The organism is Fulvivirga marina, from assembly GCF_016775155.1.
Classification (GTDB): Bacteria; Bacteroidota; Bacteroidia; order Cytophagales; family Cyclobacteriaceae; genus Fulvivirga; species Fulvivirga marina.
This window is the reverse complement of sequence record NZ_JAEUGD010000065.1, coordinates 68,675-87,933: the sequence shown is the minus strand read 5'-3', so window position 1 is coordinate 87,933 and position 19,259 is coordinate 68,675. Positions and strand designations below refer to the sequence as shown.

Sequence of the window (19,259 nt, the reverse complement as noted above, 5' to 3'; positions counted from 1 at the left end):
ACCATAACGCTATATTGCCGGCTTGTGAGAAAAATCACAACGCTATTGGCCAGGGGAATAAGCTTGTTAATTAAGTGTTGTGGTATAATTTGTTGTTTAACTTGTTGATATTCAGATGTATCTGAATTTGGTGCTAAAAATAGATTTTTTATAAAGGTTACCTTACAAAAAAGTACTGTATGCATCACTTTATTAAAAGATATAATCTAACGAAAGTCATTGTTTACAATGTCTTCAACTTTCTGATTTAACCAAAACCAATTACTTTCTACATGCTATGAAGCAAAATTTACTTTCATTATTCTTTACAGCTTTAGTATTAACAGCGGTGTTTTCCTTGTCATCGTGTGGCGGAGACGATGATGGTCCGGCCCCTGACCCATGTTTAAACACTACGCTGGTTGTAACTACAACTTCTGACGCATTTGACATCACTGCAACGGCTACAGGTGGCGAATCTCCTTATGAGTTTTCGATAGACGGAAGCACCTTCCAGACATCAGGTACTTTTGAAGATGTTGCCCCAAAAGAATACACTGTAACCGTTAAAGATGCTAATGCCTGTACTAACACTACTAAAGTGACAGTAGCAGATGCCTGTGCAGACCTTGCAGTAACTGCGGCTGTAGAAGAATATACTGTAGAGGCAACAGCTACAGGAGGAACAGCTCCTTACGAATATTCTCTAGATGGCACAACTTTCCAAACCACAACGACCTTTGCTGATGTAGTTGCTGCTGATTATACCTTAACCGTTAAAGATGCAAATGCTTGTACAGCTACTATTGCTGTTACTGCTTCAGATCTAGAGTCATTACTTGATGAAAGAGATGGACAGCGTTATAAAATTGTAACCATTGGAGAACAGGTTTGGATGGCAGAGAATCTTGATATAGCTTCTGATACAGCAAGATACTGCTATAATGAGGTGACGGCTAACTGTGATGAGTACGGCTCAATGTACTCTTGGTATGCCGCTAAAGTTGCTGCTCCAGACGGATGGCATTTGCCATCAAAGGCTGAGTACGATGCTTTGATAGCGGAACTTGGCCCAGCCGTAGAAGAGGCTGCTCCTAAATTAATTGTTGGAGGGAGTTCTGGTTTTGAGGGCAAGCTTGGAGGAAGGAGAAAAGAAGATAATACATATGCCGGTATAGATGTAGTAGCTATTTATTGGACAGCTGATGAGTACTCAACAACTCATGCGTCTGATTTTTCTCTGCAAGAAACGACATGTGGCACAAGTTTGGGAGGCAGCGATAAAAATAGAGGACTTTACATCCGTTGTATTAAAGATTAAAATAATTTTAAGATCGGGAGGTTTTTTATAATCTCGGATTTTATGTTTATAAATTTTATATCATGAATAAACGCTTGCTGTACTTTTTGCTGATTGGATTTGCAATAGCTTTAAGCTCTTTTTCTCCAATAGGGTTGAAGAGCCTTAGTGATTTTTTTCTCATAACCTCGATTACAACCTCAGGTGTAAGCGGAATAAGTGATACTCAAGCATCAGTGGGAGGAGAAACAATTGTTGGAGTAGCAGTTGGAGAGACAATTACAGGTAGAGGTACATATTATTCAACTTCCTCTGGTGTAGATACGACGTCTACACAAGTTTCCTATTCAACTGCAGATGAAGGAACTGACTTTGTCCATGACCTCACCAGTTTGGCATCAGCTACGAAATATTTTTACAGGGCCTATGTAATGAGTGATTTGGTTACAGTTTTAGGAGAGGAAAGGAGCTTTTGGACTCTTTCTACGGAGCCAGATACACATCCTGGAATACTTGAAGCTGTTGCAATTTCTTCAACCTCTATCTCAGTTAGCTTTTCAGCGCTCGATGTTTTAGGGGGAAATGGTGCTGATGGATACATCCTTGTCAGGAAGAGTGGCGGCCTGCCGATTGATATTTCATCTATTGAAGATGGCTTGGCACCAGCTGATTTGAGCTTAACCGGTATTACACTTCTGAGTGATATAACCGACACCTTTAGTAATAGTTTCACTGATAATGTGTCCCTAAGTCCTGATACCCAATATAGTTATGCAATTGTTCCTTATAAAGTTGGTGCCAATAATTCGACATACAATTATCTTACAGGAACTGATATTAACTCATTATCAGTAAGGTCTGTAACGGAAACAACTCCTCCAGATCCACCTGCAAAAACTACTAATGTAGTGGCTTCTAATATTGGCTCAAGCAGCTTTACGCTTACTTGGGATGTTATGGATGGTGCTGATTCTTATGATATTGACGTGGCAACTAATGCTGGGTTTAGCACTGGCTTAATACAAAATACTGATATCGAAGGCAATACTTATGACGTTCCAAATTTAGCTCATTCCACTAAGTACTATTTTCGTGTTAGAGCAAAAAATGCAGGAGGAGTTGGAGACTTCTCAGACAGAGGAGAAGTAACTACATCAGCACCTATGCAGGTCTATCTTGCGACTACTGAACCTGATCTAGTAATATGCTCGGGAGATAGAGTAGATTTCTTTGCTTTTGGAGCAACCACTTATGAATTTAAAATTGGTACTACAGTAGTTCAATCTAAAAGTTCTGTAAGTACTTATTCAAGCGTTATCCTTCAGAATGGTGACGATGTTTCTGTTACTGGATACGAAAATTCGGATTTGTCCTCGGCTTCTTCTGGGGGCTTTACTGTTTATGATGCGCCAGAAGCAAATATAATAGATTCAAGCCCTTCATTCTTTGTTGAGGATGATCCGGTTGCATTGGAAGGCTATATTTCGTATTCTGGAGGAGTTTTGTCTGTTTCTGGTACCGGGGTCGCAAAGGATGCTGATGGCTACAAGTTCTATCCTACAATAGCTGGTGAAAATAATCATGAAATTATATACACTGTTGAGTCACCTGAAGGGTGTGTAAGAACTGTTTATCAGAATATTGATGTTTTTTCCGGAGCATTGACATTATCAGGTAAATACTGTAGCAATCTCTCCTCTACTACTTTAACGGTAAAATTAGAGAGGATCCCTGAGGGTAAAATTTATCAGAGACTTCGTTTTATGTATAATGGGTCTGAAATATCAAATCCTGCGGTTTATCAAAGCACTAGCTCGGATAATATACAATATACTTTTAGTCCGGCAGAAGCCTTTGCTGCAGGTATAGATACTTTGCAAGTTGAATTAATAGTTAAGTCTATCGATGTATGTGACTCGAGACACCCGAGCTACCCCGAGCAATGTGATGAAATAATGAATGATTCGTGTCACCCGGATAACCCAACTTACCCTAATAATTGTGGATGTGCATCCTGTGGGGTTTGTGACCCCGATTATGATGCCGGTGATCCTTTTGACCTAAACGATCAGTATCCTGAAAGTTGCAGTACGGTTATGAACAACCCATGTCACCCAGATAACCCCAGTTATCCGGGTAGTTGCACGGATTGTGACACGAGAAACCCAAACTATCCTAACAGTTGTGATGCGGTTATGAATAACCCTTGCCACCCTGATAACCCATCTTATCCTGGTAGTTGTGATGATTGTGATACCAGAAATCCGAATTATCCATACAGCTGTGACAATGTTATGAATAACCCGTGTGATCCTGATAACCCAAGTTATCCAACCGGCTGTGATATTGGACCTGACCCTTGTCTGCGTACTGATGGCACTGGGCGTTTCATTGATTGTCAATTACAGAGAGCAGAGGAAGCGCGTGTTACAAGAATTGCTGAGAAGTCTGCTAGGATCATGGAATACAATAAGTTAGCGTTCCCTCAATTATTTGCTTTGGCTTCTGATGAGGAAATATTTCAGACAAAAGAAACTAATATAATTATTCCAGAGATCGGAGAAATCACTTCTCTTAATGATTTCTATTGTGCCAGTTCTGGGGATGTTCAGTTGGAAGGTACGTTTTCAGGTAACTTTTCGGGAGCACATGTTCAGGAGGTAAACGGGCAATATTTCTTTCAGCCTAGTACTGTTGTTATTCCTGCCGGAGAGTCATTTGTAAATGAGACTATTGTATATTCATACTTTGATAATGGTGGCTGTTCTAATAGTATTGAGACCAATGTGAAAGTATATGAGCTTCCTCCTTCACCTGTTGTGGACGATATTGTATTATGTCATGGGGATACCCCTGAGAACTTTTTTGTCCAAAATCCAGCATCGGGTGCCTCTGTTACTTGGTATAGTGATGCTGGTCTTACTATTCCGGTTGGGAGTGGAACTGTATTTAATCCTGGGGTAACTACCACTGGCCCTTCGGGTATTACATATTATGTTACACAAGGAGTAAACGGCTGCCAGAGCATGGCGGAAACAGTGAATATTCTAATATATGAATTATCTACAGGCTTAGTAATGCATGAACTTTCAAACGCAACATACTGTAGAGATTATGAAGGACAAATTTCTCTTATAGCCGAACCAGCACCGTTGCCAGGAAGTTCTGCTGAATTTGTTTTAGGTAATACTGTTTCTCAAACTTATCATACAATTCCGGCGTCACTTTCTGGTGATGCTTTATATGGTGTTGCATCTTTCAGTCCTGCTGATTTTGACCTTGGTGTTTATAAGATTCATTATAGATTTATTAATGAAAATGGTTGCGTTAGTGAATCTGCTACAGAAACGGTTAATTTTGTTGATTTTGAACCTACAGTTAGTTTCGGTGTATCGAGGATTCAGGAAGGTGAAGAGACACTATTTAAAGGAGACGATTTGATAATTAAAAATTTATCTTCAGGAGGTCATGTTCTGGACTCAGTATTTTGGAATTTTGGAGGAGAAGCGGTTGTCGCTGATGGAAATAATTTAGATAGTATATACAGACATCAGTTTTCTGCTGCAGGTGTTTATGATGTTACCTATTCAATATTAACTGAAAGTTTTTGCTCAGGACAAATAACAAAAAAGGTGGGTATATTCCCCGCTATTGAGGTTTCTGATGATAATTACTATATAGAAAGCTTCGAGCAAACGGGACATGGTTGGATTGAAAGCGAGAAACTGGAGTTAGGTAATGCATCGAGTTGGGCATTAACCATGCCGCAGGGAGATACAATTAAAGGAGCTGCTTCAGGAGTTAACTCGTGGATAACCAATGCAGGGGTTGACGCTTCAGGTAACCCTAATAATTCGTACAATAAGAGTGAGGATTCATGGATAGAAGGACCATGTTTCTATATAAATAACTTAAGCAGGCCTGTTCTTTCTCTGAAAATCTGGTCAGATACTGAGGATGGCTTCGATGGAGCGGTTGTTGAATATTCAATAGGGGATACAACGGAATGGAATACATTAGGAAGTATTGAAGAAGGGTTGGAATGGTATAACACTCAAGGGTTGGTTGGAGCTCCAGGTAATCAAAGTGGAGCCAGTTTTGGGTGGTCAGGAAAGCTTCATGGCGACTGGACACTGGCTAAGTTCCCTCTTGATGATATTCGTGTAAAGGCAGGTAATAGGCCAGTTCGGTTTAGGGTTGCATTTGCAAGTACCAGTGACAACCCTTTTGGTAAAACCTTTGACGGGTTTGCATTTGATGACTTTACTATTGAGAGCAGGAATAGAGTTGTTCTGCTTGAGCACTTTACTAACTTATCAAGCTCTGAATCCAAGAGTGAAGATAGTAAACTAAGAAGTTTTGTAGAGGGAAAAAGTCCGGAAGTTATTGATATTCAATACCATACGTCATTTCCGGGGGCAGATCCATTGAATCAATTTAATAAGGCTGATCCTAGTGCAAGGGCATTACACTATGCTATTGCCGAAGTACCAAGAACGGTTATGGATGGAGTGTATGGTGTTTATTATAAGAATGAGCCATTCTTTAGAGATAGTTGGGGTGTTAATGCTTATAATACCCGTGCGTTGATTTCAGCTCCGTTTAATATTGATATTTCATTGGGTGATGATGTTGCCACGACTTTGGAGATTACAGCTAATATTAGTAAAAATGCTACAGCAGAAATCATAGAAGGTAACTTGATTGTGCAGTTGGCCGTGGTTGAACGTCAGGTAACTATAGATGGAAACACTTACTATAATGTGGTGAGGCGGTTATTACCTAACGCAGCGGGTAACAGGCTGTTCGGTGATTGGCAACCTGAGGATACCCGAGTAGAGCAGGTTGTTCAAACCTGGAATCCTTCTATTGAACCCGGAAACTCTGAATTCATGGTTGTGGCTTCTATATATAATGAGAAAAGTAAGGAAGTTTATCAGGCTGCGCATATGAGTATACCAGCTAGTAAGATGCCTCCTATGGCTAAGGTAACAGGTGTAGATGATCCTTTGAGTAAAGGAGGTGTCAGCTTGTTCCCTAATCCAACAGAGAAGGAAATTAATATACTATTCCCGGCTCCGTTAAATGAGGAGTATGTGTTAACAGTATATGATATACATGGAGTGGAAGTGCATAGAGGAGTTGTAAGGAGAGGGGCTGTAAAGGCCACTTTAGATACAGAAGCCTATTCTAGCGGAGTATATTCTGTTCGATTGAATAGTGGTACTGATCAGGTGATCAGAAGATTTATAAAGAAGTAATACAAAAGTTCTAAGTAAAAGCTGCTTTCCTTTGAGGAAGCGGCTTATACCTTTATTGAGGTGTTTGCATTTTATTGTATTGATTAACAGAGAGTTGTTGTTGGTGTTGTGGGATTTTTTGTCAATTTATGCCTCTTGCTTGCCTTTAGAGTGCAGGTTATCTGGTATTCGGGTATCAGAAAGAAACTTCTAATTATATTCAGTTTTTAAGGGTGTGTTGATATATTAGCAAACCCAGCATAATTCTAATCTATGCAAGACAATCTACTCCAAAACCAACAACAGACATCTGCTGCTTCTGCTCAGAAAGTAAGTAATTTAGATCGAGACAATTTGCTTCCGAACTCGAAGAAACCTAATGCAAATGGTACGGCGAGTTTTTATCCCACAAATACGTCTTTAGGTGAGGCTTTCAACAACGTAGGGAAAAACTCCATTTCTTCCGTTTTAAATTCTCCTTCGGTAAGCAGTTCTCCGGTTCAGAAGAAGGCTAATAGTGAAGATAAACTTCAGCTAAAGGCTAAAAATGAACCATTACAGGAAGCTCCGGCAGAGAGTGTTAATGCTAGTCTTGGCGGAACAATGGTCCAGGCTAAAAAAGTACCTGTTAATGATGATGCAGCTCTTGAAAATGAAGCAGATATCATGGGGGCAAAAGCAGCTAGAAACGAAATGGTCAATGTAGGTGGAGGTGCTTTGTCACAGACCGTTCAGAAAAAAGCTGTTATTCAAAGGCAAACAGGGGAACAGGAGTTGGATAGAATCGCACCCCAACAGGCCATCTATGAATATGCTGCGCATCATCTGGTGTATCAGCAGGAAAATTATGCTTTAACAAATGAAGAGATTCATATGCTATCCGCTGCAGGTTATAATCCAGCAGGAATTGCTTGGTATGGGGCATCTGCGGGTGCACAAACCGGGTTCCAGGCGGTACTCGTGCCTTCAAGAAGTGATGAAAAGAACAGTTTACTTGCCATTAGAGGTACAATACCAGGAGGTGGATCTGAAAACTTATTAACTATATTTACTGACTTGGATCCTCAAGCGGTAGGAGCTTCTCAGTTTGCCAATAATAGGGCTCTTATTGAAAGTATATTGGAGGATGCTGGAAGGCAGGTTGATGTCACAGGTCATAGTTTGGGGGGAGCAATGGCTCAGCATGTCGCAGTTAACTACTCAGGTCAAGTGGGCAATGTAGCTACATTTCAATCACCTGGTATAGATCAGGCTTCCGTAGACCGGTTTAATAGGCTATCGGAAGATGAACGGCCGCACGTCGTTCATCATATTGTTACAGGAGACTTGGTTGATAAGGCAGGAGAAGCCAGTCTGCCAGGAGATGTTTTTGAACATGATTTTGGTAAATCTTTGGATGTGAGGGTATTGTTGAGTACTATAACAACCTCTGTTACTGAAATAAGGGCTGATATTTCATTGCTTAACCAGACAGTTCGAGAAATTCTCGGTATCGTTCGACCTCAATTAAGTCTTCCTATTTCAGTTTTTGAAGACGCTCAACTGTTATATCAAAAAATCCAGTTATTATCCACTATAAAAAACCGCATCCAAGAAAGAGTACAGGCCCTAAGAACCTATTTATCTACAACTGCTTCTACAGTAGGAGAGTCTCATGGAATGCATGCATTTGGGGCCGCTAGATATAATACGATGAGATCTGGTTTAGGAATGGGGGATAATGTTATGGGTGATAATGTAGGGAGAAGTTCAACTATCAACCATTATGAGAGTTATCCACACACTGAGCAGAGGGAAGTAGCGGAGCCTATTAGGAAAAGTGCAGGCAGAGCTTTACAAAATATTTTCAGGGCATATATTTCCGTTGTTCAAACTTATGAGTCAACAGTAGAAAGTTACAATAGGTTTAAGCAAGGGATTAGTAATGCTTGGGATCGATTTACACAGGGAGTTAGCGATGGAATGAATGCTGCAACAGACAGGATTAACCGTGCTTGGAGATGGCTAACAGATTGGTGATAACTATGATACGTAAAGCAAGTATTTTTCTCTTTTATTTATGCATAATAATTTCGTGCGAAATGTCTAAAAAATATAGTAATTCTGAGCTTGAAAAGCTTTTAAACGAGCGCTATCACAAAGAATTCAGAGTTGAAACAAATCAATTTAATGTAGAAATTAATAAGTTTCAGTTCTTGGCAGTACCGGTAGATAATGCAGCTGTAAGGGTACATGGTTCATATAAAGATAATAACTCTGATGTTTTAGATAACTATATGCAGATGGAGCATAGTTATCAGGCAGAGGAAGTCATGAAGGAGCAACTAGATAAATATTATGAACAATATGCTGTTAAGGCCAATGCAGCCATAGATAAATATACCTCACCTTCGTTTCTGGAGCTAGTAAGTAATGCGGAACGGGATATTATAATTTACTACTATATTTATTTGTTTGACAATGCCTACAGTTTAGAAGGTATTAAATCTGCTGTGGATTATTTTAAAAATCAATATTATGGTACTTATACTTTTACAATATATTTCTGGAGTCCCGAATTCTTGAAGGGCAAAGATTTTGAGAAAATGAAGTTTGGGTTTAATTATAATAGTGATAAGTATGCTGATAATTTGATGGAAAAAAGAGAGTATATCAAGCAAGAGTTAATATTTGAGTTTGATGCTTCTGAGAATACTGAAATTACTATTGAAAGACTACATGAACTGTTAGCGCCATACAAGAAAGGTAAACAGTATAATAGGTTGTGAAATTAGTAATCTCTTTAGGATTAGTTTTTTCCTTCTTGTAAAAGAAAAGTGAAAAAATAGCTCTTATAAATTCTGTTTTTTGCTTGGCGTTTATATCTTAGTAACACTAGCTATTTCGATTAATTTATGCAGGATAACTTACTCCAAAACCAACAGCAATCTGCTACAACAGCAGGAAGGAAAAATAGTAACCTAGATAAGGATAATCTATTTCCCGATTCAAAGGTATTTAATACCTCAGGTAAAGCAGGTTTCAAGCGAGCTTCAACCTCTTTAATGAACACCTTGGGAGAAGGAGCAGCAGCTACCATAGGGATAAATGCCCCAGCTCAGATGAAGGCTATCAATATGCCGACTCAACTTATGGTTGACAAAGGAGTTAAAGAGGATGAAAAAGTTCAGATGAAGTCAGGGGGAGATCAGTCTACTGGTGGGAACCCTGCTAGCCAGTCTGGCGCATTACCATCCTCAGTTTTAAGTAAAATGGAAGGAGCTTTTAATACCAGCTTCAGCGATGTTAAGGTGCATAATAATTCTTCGAGTGCAACTAGTATGGGAGCCCTTGCATATGCTCAAGGCAGCAGTATTCACTTTGCTCCCGGACAGTATAACCCTAATAGTACCAAAGGGCAAGAGCTGATAGGTCATGAGTTAACGCATGTAGTTCAACAGCGACAAGGGAGAGTGAAAGCAACAACCCAGGCTAAAGGTGCCCCTGTTAATGATGACCCTACGCTTGAACGCGAGGCTGATGAAATGGGAAAAAAGGCTGTGCAGGGTAAGTTTGCCGACGTAAAGGGAAGTAGTGGTAATGCTGTTCAAATGCAGGAAGATCCAAAAAAAGAGGATATTACCTACTATAATGGTTGGGGGGCTAAAGAAACAATCTCTGGAGTAGAAGTTAAGGGAGACTACTATAATGTACAATATGTAAATGGCGAACCTCGTAAAGCTAATGTTGCTAAAATTATTAAAACCACAAAGTCAAAGTGGAAGGAAATCCTGAAAAATGCGGATAGAGGCTACCACATGTATCATAAATGGATATTTGGTTTCTTGAAAGCAAATGTTCATGGCTTAAGGGAGTTTAAGTGGATACCAAACCAAGCCGTTATTTCAGCTTCAAACTCGGGTCCTCTTTATTGTGATTTATATGATAATTCTCCTTATGGGGAGCAGGATATTTTGAATTTTATGGAGGCGTTGTACGGTATTGGTGAGAATGAAAATGAGACTGATTTGCCCAATGGATACAATCTAGAAGGAGGAGTGTTTGCTGAGAGGACGTTTTTTCCAATGATGGGGCAATTCGTTGCCAAACATCAACCAACACTTTTAAGAAGTGTTTCCTATAGTGGTAACAACAGGTTGGACAGCAGTTCAGGAAATATAAGACACTTTGCAGATGAAGCCACTCCACAGGGAGTATTTTCATATGGAAGCCCTGATGTGATTATTAATATGATTCAAAGTGCATATGGCTCTGCTTTGGCATCAGTAAAGGCCATTTTAAATATGTCGGTCAACGGTATTAATGACACTAACGTTACCAGTGCCATGAATGAAAATAATGTAGTATATAACGCTGGGTTAACCATTAACAATGCCATTAAGGCGTATGAAGGAGTGGTCAACAGGGTCAATGAAAATAGACAATCTGCATTTGACTTGGCATGGTCCCTCGTGCCGTTTAGCGATAAAGTGCCTGATATAGCTAAGGAGTCGCTAAAGATGGTGGCAAGTGCTGGTTATAAGGCTGTTTTTAGCAGTAAGGCAGACAATGTTTCAGACCTTAAGGACAAAATGAAATCAGAATTTAGTGGGATTCAAGGGTTTATTAATGATATTATCAACGACCCTGAAGTAAGGGAGAAGGTTAATTTCGATCTTTTAGGACTAAGAATAGATAACCTTAAAAATACATTTGATGCAGGAATTGATGGCTAAAAGACTGATTGTCGCTTTCATCTTAATAGTGACTGCCTGCAATACAAAGTTGCAAGAAAACAATATTGACACATCTAAAATGATAGAATTACCTAATGATTGGCGAATAGGTTCTTATTCGGCAATTAGCGATAATAAACTATTAATACTGGCAAATCATCCTGACAAGTTGGATAGGAAGTTATGGATGTATGATTTAGATAAACCGAGGGAGAATCCGGTTTTAATATATGAAGGGAGGCATTTTAACATAGAGCAAATTGTTGAGAATAAATTATTGTTAGCCACAGACCTACTGCCTATTGATAGTCCAAAAAATGTCCTTATCTATGATTTAAAGTCAGGTGATCATATTAATTTTTCACAATCAACATTTTTGTTTGTAGGAAATTACGGAGCCATATTAAAGAAAGAAGACAATGCTTTTTTGTGGAAGCCTGAAGTGGAAGACTTGGTACTTCTTAATAAAAAAGTAGAGGAATTACTAGAAGGCGGATACTGTTTATTTAGTTCGTTTTCAGGTAATGAACTTCAGTTTATTATTCTTTCAAGCTATTCCGATACGTCACAGCTGAAAAGAGTTAATTATAACTTGGTAGCCAGAGAGCTAAATCAAAAAGCCTCTAATTTAAATGAGAAAATGGTTCCTTTAAAGGTGTCACATACTGATGGAGAGATTGTATTGCTCTCAACATCTAATAAAGTATACGCTATTGAAGATAAAAACGATCAACTTCAATTAAGAGAACTAAGGAAGATTATAAACCTGCCTGAACTAGCTTCAAAGCAATTGGTTGGTGAGAAATTAATTGTGTCAGATGGATATGCGGATGAAACTTCTGTTTACATACTAAACGAGAACAATGGAAAGGAGATACTTGCAGAGGGAGTTAAAGCTGCTTATAGTGAGTCATTCAAGAGTTTTGCAGGAACAAGTGCGGATGGTGGGTATACAAATATCTTAATTTTAAGTGATAACCACGTAACTGAATACAATACCAATGGTGAAAAGGAAGCGGAGTATAAATACCCTGCTGATGTTTCTGTAGATAAAATTATTGCTCAATCAAATGAATACATCGTTTTATCTGATGATAGAGGGTTTTATGTACTTGAGAAAGAAAAGTCATTTGTCCAATAAATTGTTCGTCGGATAACTTTTTTCTAAAACTTGCGAAAAAAGTAGAATTCATATTAAATAGTGATGGGTGGAAAGTATGGCTTAGGGTATTTATGGTTAATTACGCCGATATGTGTTTTCTTGATAGCGATACCCTTCAACTAGTAGCCAATACTTCTGGAAATATAGAGTTGTTGGTATTAGAACCTAACTGGAGGTAAAGAGATTTTTTTAAGCTTTTTCCAAACTGGAAAAGCAGTTATCTGGAAATAATATAAGACCATATTTTTTTCTACTTTTCGTAAAAGCCCTCTATTTGATGCTTTAAAAAGGATAAACCAGATAAAGCCCTGTGGGAAATAGCTTTTAATAATAGATTTTGTGAGAATGAGAGTCTTTTAACAACAAGCAAATATCTATTGGTTAATTGCCTTGATCCTGTATTCAGTGTCCATCAATGCAGCATATCTCAGGATGGTGAATTAGTTAACGTTTAGAATAGTCCGGCACTTTTATTTGATTCAGCAACACGTTCTCCCTTGTGGGGTACTTCAATCCATCGCTTCCCTGATTATCATAGCATAGTTTTATCTACTCTCAATATTTCTGCAACGCTTGACAGTTGGTGGTTATGCCGTTTACCTAAAATAAAAAGATGTCAATGTAGCTGATTGCAAATAAGCTCGGCTATACTTCTAACCTCCAAAAACTCATCATTTAAGGTATTAACATTTTTGTGGGTGTCGGTACAGATCACTTTTTCTATAAGGCCACAGTCTTTTAGCTTTTGAAGGCCGTTACCTACAAATATGCCATGTGTGGTGATTACATAGATCTTATTTGCTCCAGCGTTCTTATAGGTTTTTGCAGCATTGATGATACTGCCTCCGGACCGGATCATATCGTCATATATAACGACATCTTTGCCTTCCACATCTGCATTAATGGCACTGACCTCTGTTTGGTCTCCTTTTATTCTTCTTTTTAACACAAAAGCAGCATTTACTCCCATGTCGTTGGCTAAAGATTCTACCCATTTTGCGCGACCAGCATCGGTGCTGGCAAGCACAAAATTATCACCACCATATTGGCGTGCAGCTTCCATTACAATACCTTTACAGTACACATGAACAGGGTATAAATGGTGTTCAAAGTAGTGAGGGATTCCTTCCGTATGAAGATCAAAAAGATATATTTTATTGCCTTTGTTGCTTCTGGGTATAGCCGATAGTAGCCGAGATCTGGTTTTAGCGGTTACCACTTCCCCGGGAAGAACGGAACGCTCCATAGTGGAGTGACCAAAATAGGGGACGACCATGCGAAGTGAATTAGCTCCACAACTTACAATTGAAGAAGCCAAATCAAATAGTTCAAGTGTAGCTTCATCATTAACTGTACCGCCCAAAACTACGATATCCCTATCCTCTACATCAGTAAGTATACGCTGATACCTTTCTCCATCAGAGAAATGGTCAACTTTTACTTTACCTTCTTCAAAATCACCATACTTAAGTACTTTTTCTGCCAGATAGGCATAGTCTGTTATATGAAATAAAACTCTTTTCATGAAAGGGGTTTATCTATCTTATCTTGATTTATATACATAAAAATGTAGCTGATACCTAGGCATAGTAATCCTAAAACTACATATGGTGCTCCACCAAGGGAGCCGTGTACCACAGCGTGTGCCAGCTTCATTTTTGTCATTTCACCGGCCTCATCAACATGTCGCAAAGAAACCATATAGTTTTTAATAAGACCAATTATGCTAAAGGAAAGTGCTGACATTCCCAGTGGTATGAGTGAGTGTAGCATGAAGTTCCTTTTCTGTTGTACATGCTTTCTGAAAGTTTGTACGCTACCTATACAAATGATAAGCACAAAAAGAATGAACAACAGTACAGAAAGCCAGGATTGAGAAAATAAAGGTAAAGTCATTGCTATAGATTTATAGCTCCAAGATAAAACTATTTAAAACAACTTAAAAGCTAAGTGTTTCAGTGAGATAAAAGTATTTTATATGCTGGAAAGATCATTGTAGTGACTTGTGAATTTTACTATCACTTTTAGTCTGATCATGCTCTTCCATATTAGCTGGCTCTACATGCACAAGCACGTCTAGTATTTCTGGCAGATGGTTCCTAATGTGATTTTTGACATTATGGGCAATTTCATGCCCCTCGGCCACTGACATATGTGAGTCAACCCAGATATGCATATCTACTACATGCATAACTCCCATTTTTCTGGTATGACACTTTTCTACTTTGTGTACAGCTTCTACTTGTTCGGCCAGCTCTTTCACCTGAGTATTAAGTTCAGGAACAACAGATTCGTCCAAAAGTTCTCCGATGGCAGGGCGTATTATAATGTAAGCATTAATAAGTATTACCGCAGCAGCAAAAAGAGCAGCATAATCGTCAGCTACTTCGTACCCTTCACCACCAATAATGGCTATGGTAATACCTATAAATGCAGCTGCAGAGGTAATGGCATCGCTACGATGGTGAAAGGCATCAGCTTTTACTGCTCCACTATTAATTTCTATTCCTGTTTTCAATACATACCGATACAATAATTCTTTGGTTGTGATTACACTTACAAGAATAATTAAAGTATAAGGAGCCGGAGTTTTGTGGGGTTCCATTATATGGTAAATGCTGTCTCTTGTAATGATGAAGGATGCTATTGCAAGAGCAATAGCTATGCCTACTGCTATTAGAGCTTCTGCTTTTCCATGACCATAGGGGTGATTTTTATCAGGTGGGCGAGCTGACCATTTTAAGCCTATCCAAAGCATTATAGATGATAATACATCACCGGCAGATTCTATAGCATCTGCAATGAGAGCATAGGAATTGCCAAATATTCCGCCCAAGGCTTTTACAATGGCTAGAATGGCACTGATAATAATCCCTACTAATGTAGTTTTAAGACCTTTTTGAGTAGGGTGAGGAATATGGTCTTGTGCTTCTTTATTCAAATTCTTTACAATCTTCGGAGGGAACTGAAACTCCTGCTGCCTGTTGATAAACTAATGAGGCGCCTAAATCACCCATATATGTTAGCAAAACACTTCCTATGAGCATTAAAATAACCACAATGGTCCTTCCTATCCTTCTGAACCTGTTGATCTTTTCGGATAGTATAGCTATATCCAGAAAAGAAGCTGCCGTAAATATATATGTAAGGTAAAAAGCCATATTTTCATGACTTTTTAACACGGTAGGGTCACAAACAGATCTACTTACTTTGCCATCAGCCAAGTCTCCGGTATAGATAGCTATCCATGCGGTAATGGTCCCAACATACAACAGAAGACTTCCCGAGGTAGTTAAAAATTGCTTGTTGGTAACCATGGCAACAAGCTTAAGCAATGTGCCCAGTAAAAGAAATGCAATAGGGAAATGCACGGACAATGCATGATACACCTCTGTCCGTATCCAATCCGGTATCAGACCCATGCTTAATCCAGTACTTTTACTGCGATAGGATCAAGTCTTTGGCCAACCTTCTCCACTTCAACTTCCACCTTCATGCCTTCTTTAAGAATATCAAAGTTTATGGTTTCTCCATTTTTTGTGAGCTCTGTTTGGTCTGTAAAGTAAAGCTCAAGTTTCTTGTTGTCTGTCGTTTTTACATATATCTCTGTTTTGTCAGCTTCAACTTCATCGATAGTTCCCTGATAGATTCCGGATTCAACCACGTCTGTACTTCCACCACACGCTACCATGGTTATGACAAATAAAGTTGCCAATGAAACAGAAGAAAGATAATGCGTTAATCTTTTCATAAGTGATAAGTTTAAATTCTAGTAAAGTAAAAATTCTTACAGTAATAACAGTTGTAAAAACAAATCTTCTAAACTCTGGCTTTATCGTATTTATGTAGCAGTTTCAAAGGTAGTAAATAAGAGAATATTTGCTTCTAAACATCTTGTTTATTCCTTGTCACCATCGGGATCATAATCATCGGCACTAACACCGGGAGGGTTGAAAAGCCCCCAGCGATCTACGCAATAATTCCAAGGGTCAAAAGTGCTTACCCAATCAATAAACAGTAGCCTATATTCTTCAATAGCTTCTCTTATCAGGTGCAGGTACTGCGTTTCTTTAAAACCAAACATCTTTAGCCCGCTACAATGAGTCATCAGATCCCGTGCAGCCTTTCGTATAATAGCAGCATTTTCCATTCGTATATCATACAAGTCAGCAGCCTCAGCTCCTGCAACCTTCACAGTCAGATTGGCAGCATCTTCAAGCATAAAGTCTTTATAGGTACACAACATCTGATCTTCATCAGGAATAAGATCAGTGATTTTAACGGTTAATTCATAAATTTCCCGTCCCTTTTTAAATATTGGCAGCTGTTCCGGGTTGGGTGAGCTGGCGTCTTCTTCCTCGTGCATAGATTGTTTGGTCAGGTCGTTTGTACTATCTCAAAATTACTATATTTGATATGATAAGTAAATACAGCACCCTTTTGTTTAAAGATGTTTAAGAAATCATAGGTGCTTTTTAATGAGTTAATTTTACATATGAACAAGGTAGATAACTATATTAAGACATTAAGTCTACAACCTCATGTTGAAGGGGGGTATTATAAGGAGACTTACAGATCTTCAGTTGAAAATACTTATGACGGTTTTAAGGGGAAGAGGAGTGTAAGTACCGGTATTTACTTTCTGCTCAGGAGCGGTGAGTTTTCAGCATTCCATAGGATAAAGTCTGACGAAATGTGGCATTTTTATGACGGAGACCCTTTGTCTATCTATGTTATTTCAGCCTCAGGAAAGCTTCAGGTTATTAAGCTGGGGTTGGATTTAAGTAATGGTCAGCAGCCTCAGGCAGTAGTCCCTGCAGGGTGTTGGTTTGCATCGCGGGTTGAGCAGCCTGACAGTTTTGCCTTGGTGGGGTGTACTGTGGCTCCTGGTTTTGATTTTCAGGATTTTGAAATGGCTGATGGAGGAGAGCTAATGAGAGAGTTTTCTCAGTATAAGACCATTATCACTGAGTTGACAAGAGTCTGAGGGGGGCTTTAATTAAAACGGGAAGCCTCAATCAGGCGACCCGTTTCAGAGTGGTGTTAATTAGTCGATCACCTCAACATTAATCGCATTAAGTCCTTTGCGGCCTTGCTCTACATTAAATGATACTTTATCATTTTGTACAATCTCATGGATCAAACCACTTTCGTGTACGAATATATCTTCTTGAGTATCATCTTGTAATATGAAACCGTAACCTTTTGACTCGTTAAAGAATTTAACTGTTCCTTTTTTCATTCTATTGTTATTAATAATTATTAGATTCCTTTCTTTTGATTGCTGGTGTCAGCCTTATCATTTTTTGTGGAAGATGTATCTTCATGTTCTGATGGCGGAGTGGATGTAATATTGCCAAATTCATCTACATAGGCAATCATATCATCCAAATTGCCCCCTGTAGAGTTTTCTTTTCTTTCCTGCTTTTTTTGCAGTTTCTCTTCTTTCTTCTTCTGTTTCTTTTTTTCTCTCTGTTGCTTAATGAAGCTGTTTTGAGATCGTGCCATATATTGTGTTATTAGTTGATAAATGTGACTGCTTTTCCGGTTTTCCCGGCTCGGCCTGTTCGGCCAATTCTATGGATATAGTCATCATATGTTCTGGGTACTTCATAGTTGATTACCATTGAAACATCTGTAACATCTATACCTCTGGCCATAACATCAGTTGCCACTAAAACCCTGATCTGGCCTGTTTTGAATTTTTTCAATGCTCTTTCACGCGCTAGTTGGCTCTTGTTGCCGTGTATTTCGTCTGATGGAATACCGGTTACGTTCAGTTTTTTAGCCAGTTTGCTTGCCTTCCTCTTGGTTTCGCAGAAAAGGATAACCCGACTGTCTTTTTCATTATCACTAGATATTACGGACATTAGCGAATCAAACTTATTTTCACCCTCAGATACGGAAACCACGTTTTGGTCTACATTGTTAGACGATTTTAATGCTGAAGAGGCTTTGACTTTTACAGGGGTTGGTATTATTTTCTTGATAATTCCTTCCTGTGAAGCCGGCATAGTTGCTGAAAATAGCAAAGTTTGTTTTCGGGCAGTCATTTGGCTAATTACCCGCTCAATATCTCTTATAAAACCCATATCCAACATCCTGTCAAATTCGTCAAGAATTAGCACGGGAAACTTTCTGAACGCCAGTTTACCACGTTGAGCCATATCCATTATTCTTCCAGGCGTACCTATTACAATATGTGCAGGCCTTGAAAAAGCAGCCATCGATTTGTTCATATTGGTGCCACCGATAAGAGTAATAGAGCGAAGCTTTGTAGCTCGGGTCAATTTTCGAAACTCATCTTCAATCTGCAATGCCAATTCTCGCGTGGGGGTAATTATAAGTGTGTCGAAAAATGCAGGTTCTGTAAGTAATCTGTTAATAATAGGTATCAGAAAGGCTCCTGTTTTTCCTGTACCGGTTCCTGCAATACCTACTACATCCTTACCTGCAAGTATATGGTTAATGCTTTTATCCTGAATTTCAGTAGGAGAAGAGTAACCCCGGTCTTCGATTCTTTTGATGAGGCCTTGTTGAAGGGGGAAATCTACAAATTTATTGGTAACCTGATATACCTCTTTTTGCTCTGGTGCTATTGCCTTGCTTATAAATTTGTTAATGTCTATACTGCTGCTATTATTGTTTTTCTTTTTGTTTCTATTTCTATTTCCGCCGGAGTTGCGGTTAAAGTTTGAGGTGCGTTTTGTTGGCCTCTGTTTAGTTCTATACATTGTATTTGTTTATATAAAAAAATCATGCTTACCCAACCATTTAATGATATGGGTAGCCTGTGGATTTCACTCATGCCTAATTCATAGGCTTGGAAATTTTCTAATCATAATAAGAATTCAACCGCATGA

The 19,259-nt window shown here is 38.8% G+C and carries 16 protein-coding genes; 7 read left to right on the top strand and 9 right to left on the bottom strand.

Going from position 1 to position 19,259, the window contains the following annotated elements:
- The first annotated feature begins 277 nt into the window (after positions 1 to 277).
- The 6 genes from JMN32_RS20985 to JMN32_RS20960 all read left to right on the top strand — a co-directional run bounded on the left by JMN32_RS20985 (position 278) and on the right by JMN32_RS20960 (position 12,375).
- Positions 278 to 1,300 (top strand): FISUMP domain-containing protein, encoded by a 1,023-nt coding sequence (locus JMN32_RS20985; protein WP_202858343.1) that lies wholly within the window; start codon positions 278 to 280, stop codon positions 1,298 to 1,300.
- Between the two features lie 62 nt (positions 1,301 to 1,362).
- Positions 1,363 to 6,540 (top strand): fibronectin type III domain-containing protein, encoded by a 5,178-nt coding sequence (locus JMN32_RS20980; protein WP_202858342.1) that lies wholly within the window; start codon positions 1,363 to 1,365, stop codon positions 6,538 to 6,540.
- Between the two features lie 252 nt (positions 6,541 to 6,792).
- The gene (locus tag JMN32_RS20975) at positions 6,793 to 8,538 is read left to right on the top strand and encodes a lipase family protein (RefSeq protein WP_202858341.1); all 1,746 of its coding nucleotides are present in this window, start codon (positions 6,793 to 6,795) and stop codon (positions 8,536 to 8,538) included.
- A 62-nt stretch (positions 8,539 to 8,600) separates the two neighbouring features.
- Positions 8,601 to 9,287 carry a hypothetical protein gene (locus tag JMN32_RS20970; RefSeq protein WP_202858340.1) on the top strand — a complete coding sequence of 229 codons (687 nt, stop codon included), beginning with the start codon at positions 8,601 to 8,603 and terminating at the stop codon, positions 9,285 to 9,287.
- Positions 9,288 to 9,413: 126 nt separating this feature from the next.
- Positions 9,414 to 11,234, top strand: coding sequence for an eCIS core domain-containing protein (locus tag JMN32_RS20965; protein WP_202858339.1), 1,821 nt, complete (start codon positions 9,414 to 9,416; stop codon positions 11,232 to 11,234).
- Positions 11,215 to 12,375: a hypothetical protein gene (locus JMN32_RS20960; protein WP_202858338.1), complete on the top strand. Its 1,161-nt coding sequence runs from the start codon at positions 11,215 to 11,217 to the stop codon at positions 12,373 to 12,375. Before JMN32_RS20965 ends, JMN32_RS20960 begins: the two co-directional genes overlap by 20 nt.
- Before the next feature lie 637 nt (positions 12,376 to 13,012).
- Here the strand turns inward: JMN32_RS20960 and JMN32_RS20955 are convergent.
- The 6 genes from JMN32_RS20955 to JMN32_RS20930 all read right to left on the bottom strand — a co-directional run bounded on the left by JMN32_RS20955 (position 13,013) and on the right by JMN32_RS20930 (position 16,762).
- Complete coding sequence (locus JMN32_RS20955) at positions 13,013 to 13,921, bottom strand: ribose-phosphate diphosphokinase (protein WP_202858337.1); 909 nt, start codon at positions 13,919 to 13,921, stop codon at positions 13,013 to 13,015.
- Complete coding sequence (locus tag JMN32_RS20950) at positions 13,918 to 14,292, bottom strand: hypothetical protein (protein ID WP_202858336.1); 375 nt, start codon at positions 14,290 to 14,292, stop codon at positions 13,918 to 13,920. The genes JMN32_RS20955 and JMN32_RS20950 overlap by 4 nt, the downstream gene beginning before the upstream one ends.
- 94 nt (positions 14,293 to 14,386) lie before the next feature.
- The gene (locus tag JMN32_RS20945; RefSeq protein WP_202858335.1) at positions 14,387 to 15,337 is read right to left on the bottom strand and encodes a cation diffusion facilitator family transporter; all 951 of its coding nucleotides are present in this window, start codon (positions 15,335 to 15,337) and stop codon (positions 14,387 to 14,389) included.
- Entirely contained in the window at positions 15,330 to 15,818 is a 489-nt protein-coding gene (locus JMN32_RS20940) for a DUF2231 domain-containing protein (RefSeq protein ID WP_238354573.1), read from the bottom strand. The genes JMN32_RS20945 and JMN32_RS20940 overlap by 8 nt, the downstream gene beginning before the upstream one ends.
- Positions 15,819 to 15,820: 2 nt before the next feature.
- Positions 15,821 to 16,147 carry a hypothetical protein gene (locus tag JMN32_RS20935; RefSeq protein WP_202858334.1) on the bottom strand — a complete coding sequence of 109 codons (327 nt, stop codon included), beginning with the start codon at positions 16,145 to 16,147 and terminating at the stop codon, positions 15,821 to 15,823.
- Positions 16,148 to 16,294: 147 nt separating this feature from the next.
- Positions 16,295 to 16,762 (bottom strand): hypothetical protein, encoded by a 468-nt coding sequence (locus JMN32_RS20930; RefSeq protein ID WP_202858333.1) that lies wholly within the window; start codon positions 16,760 to 16,762, stop codon positions 16,295 to 16,297.
- 129 nt (positions 16,763 to 16,891) lie between these two features.
- Here JMN32_RS20930 and JMN32_RS20925 point away from each other — a divergent pair, with 129 nt between their 5' ends.
- Entirely contained in the window at positions 16,892 to 17,383 is a 492-nt protein-coding gene (locus JMN32_RS20925) for a cupin domain-containing protein (RefSeq protein ID WP_202858332.1), read from the top strand.
- Positions 17,384 to 17,443: 60 nt separating this feature from the next.
- On the opposite strand, the gene JMN32_RS20920 is transcribed toward JMN32_RS20925, so the two are convergent.
- The 3 genes from JMN32_RS20920 to JMN32_RS20910 are packed head-to-tail and all read right to left on the bottom strand — an operon-like array spanning position 17,444 to position 19,130.
- Positions 17,444 to 17,638: a cold-shock protein gene (locus JMN32_RS20920; protein WP_202858331.1), complete on the bottom strand. Its 195-nt coding sequence runs from the start codon at positions 17,636 to 17,638 to the stop codon at positions 17,444 to 17,446.
- Positions 17,639 to 17,658: 20 nt separating this feature from the next.
- Entirely contained in the window at positions 17,659 to 17,904 is a 246-nt protein-coding gene (locus tag JMN32_RS20915; protein WP_238354572.1) for a cold-shock protein, read from the bottom strand.
- A gap of 11 nt (positions 17,905 to 17,915) precedes the next feature.
- On the bottom strand, positions 17,916 to 19,130 hold the full coding sequence (locus tag JMN32_RS20910) for a DEAD/DEAH box helicase (protein ID WP_202858330.1): 1,215 nt from the start codon (positions 19,128 to 19,130) through the stop codon (positions 17,916 to 17,918).
- Positions 19,131 to 19,259 lie beyond the last annotated feature (129 nt).

What these genes read in the sequence shown, in the direction of transcription:
- JMN32_RS20970 (WP_202858340.1), top strand. Translation starts at nt 8,601, where the DNA reads ATGTCTAAAAAATATAGTAATTCTGAGCTTGAAAAGCTTTTAAACGAG.
- JMN32_RS20925 (WP_202858332.1), top strand. Translation starts at nt 16,892, where the DNA reads ATGAACAAGGTAGATAACTATATTAAGACATTAAGTCTACAACCTCAT.
- JMN32_RS20985 (WP_202858343.1), top strand. Translation starts at nt 278, where the DNA reads ATGAAGCAAAATTTACTTTCATTATTCTTTACAGCTTTAGTATTAACA.
- JMN32_RS20960 (WP_202858338.1), top strand. Translation starts at nt 11,215, where the DNA reads ATGCAGGAATTGATGGCTAAAAGACTGATTGTCGCTTTCATCTTAATA.
- JMN32_RS20930 (WP_202858333.1), bottom strand. Translation starts at nt 16,762, where the DNA reads ATGCACGAGGAAGAAGACGCCAGCTCACCCAACCCGGAACAGCTGCCA.
- JMN32_RS20940 (WP_238354573.1), bottom strand. Translation starts at nt 15,818, where the DNA reads ATGGGTCTGATACCGGATTGGATACGGACAGAGGTGTATCATGCATTG.
- JMN32_RS20915 (WP_238354572.1), bottom strand. Translation starts at nt 17,904, where the DNA reads ATGGCACGATCTCAAAACAGCTTCATTAAGCAACAGAGAGAAAAAAAG.
- JMN32_RS20950 (WP_202858336.1), bottom strand. Translation starts at nt 14,292, where the DNA reads ATGACTTTACCTTTATTTTCTCAATCCTGGCTTTCTGTACTGTTGTTC.
- JMN32_RS20910 (WP_202858330.1), bottom strand. Translation starts at nt 19,130, where the DNA reads ATGTATAGAACTAAACAGAGGCCAACAAAACGCACCTCAAACTTTAAC.
- JMN32_RS20920 (WP_202858331.1), bottom strand. Translation starts at nt 17,638, where the DNA reads ATGAAAAAAGGAACAGTTAAATTCTTTAACGAGTCAAAAGGTTACGGT.
- JMN32_RS20975 (WP_202858341.1), top strand. Translation starts at nt 6,793, where the DNA reads ATGCAAGACAATCTACTCCAAAACCAACAACAGACATCTGCTGCTTCT.
- JMN32_RS20935 (WP_202858334.1), bottom strand. Translation starts at nt 16,147, where the DNA reads ATGAAAAGATTAACGCATTATCTTTCTTCTGTTTCATTGGCAACTTTA.
- JMN32_RS20965 (WP_202858339.1), top strand. Translation starts at nt 9,414, where the DNA reads ATGCAGGATAACTTACTCCAAAACCAACAGCAATCTGCTACAACAGCA.
- JMN32_RS20955 (WP_202858337.1), bottom strand. Translation starts at nt 13,921, where the DNA reads ATGAAAAGAGTTTTATTTCATATAACAGACTATGCCTATCTGGCAGAA.
- JMN32_RS20980 (WP_202858342.1), top strand. Translation starts at nt 1,363, where the DNA reads ATGAATAAACGCTTGCTGTACTTTTTGCTGATTGGATTTGCAATAGCT.